Origin of the sequence: Mesorhizobium sp. M0074 (genome assembly GCF_040322975.1) — a bacterium.
Taxonomy (GTDB): domain Bacteria; phylum Pseudomonadota; class Alphaproteobacteria; order Rhizobiales; family Rhizobiaceae; genus Mesorhizobium.
This window is the reverse complement of the sequence record NZ_JAMYUM010000074.1, coordinates 1-1288: the sequence shown is the minus strand read 5'-3', so window position 1 is coordinate 1288 and position 1288 is coordinate 1. Positions and strand designations below refer to the sequence as shown.

Genomic DNA, 1288 nt, shown 5'->3' with positions numbered 1-1288 from the left:
GGGGGCCTGCATCAGCACGCGAGCGCCTGAATTGCCGATCTCGCTCAGCTGCGGCTCAGTGGCAACGTCCTGCAGACGACTGTTCAGGGTCCTTTGCCTCTTCGCTGGTCTCAACTCCGCTGTACCAGTTGGCACGAAAGACGATGGCAGAACAGCGTCGTCTTCATTAGCTTTCCCAGGGAGCTCGCGCCCGAGTTCGGACTTCCGGAGATGAGCTAGTGCACTGATCCCACCGGAGTTGTTATAGCGCTTGGCATCTTCATCCAGCGACCCCTCGTGAAGCCGAGCCGCAATCCCCGGCTTTTTGTTTTCAACCAGGTATTCACTGAAACGTCTAGGAGCAGATCCATAGGTCTGAATGGTAGCGGGATTCGGCCCGGTCGGCGCTGCCTTGTACTCTTTGATGGGAGCCGCTGTGTAATCTCTGATGAGCGCGGCGTCGGCAGGGTCGGGATTATTCAGGACAGCGGCGCGGTCCAGCACTGGCGCTCCGCCCGCCCACGTCTTGAGATGACCCACTGCTCTAGCCACGTCCGAGGAGCCACTCTTGCTCTCGTACTCCTTGAGATCCGGATCCAGCGACTCCTCGTGAAGCCGAGCAGCAAATCCCGGCCTGTTATTATCAAAGAGCCAACGACCAAAGCCGAGAAGAGAATTTACATGGCGCTTGACCGTGCTCTCCAATGCTGACCTCAGCCCTTCGACAACAGTCGCATCGTTGGAATAAAGAGGACGCTTGTCGGGACCGGAGACCCCTATTGGAGGATCTGGCTGCACCGCCGGCGGCACAGAACGAGCATGGTCACGCAACTCGGACGGTGCGGGGGGATTCAGATCAACCACTGACGAATCGCGCGCCGTTGAGTGACCCGGCTGCAGCACCGAGGCACCCAGCATCGACCCACTGCCTCCGGCGTAGGGCGCCGCGGCGTGTTCTTGTCCGCTCCCTTGCACCATGAGTTGCGCCTCCCATGGCGATGTATCCACTTGAGGGCCGGGATCATGCACTGGTTCGTCCATTTGCTTTTGCAACCGAGCCCACCTTTCGGCCACCGCGGCCTCGCCAACCGCGGAGGGCGTCTCCTCAGCCCTGGCGAACGCTGGCCCGGCAGGCGCCGCCGGCACAGAACGAGCATGGTCACGCAACTCGAACGGTGCGGGGGGATTCAGATCAACCACTGACGAATCGCGCGCCGTTGAGTGACCCGGCTGCAGCACCGAGGCACCCAGCATCGACCCACTGCCTCCGGCGTAGGGCGCCGCGGCGTGTTCTTGTCCGCTCCCTTGC

1 pseudogene is annotated in these 1288 nt (G+C 61.6%); it reads right to left on the bottom strand.

From position 1 onward, the window contains the following. Nucleotides 1–897 (bottom strand): annotated as a pseudogene (locus tag NKJ73_RS34005) (hypothetical protein); the annotation flags it as partial. Between the last annotated feature and the right edge of the window lie 391 nt (nucleotides 898–1288).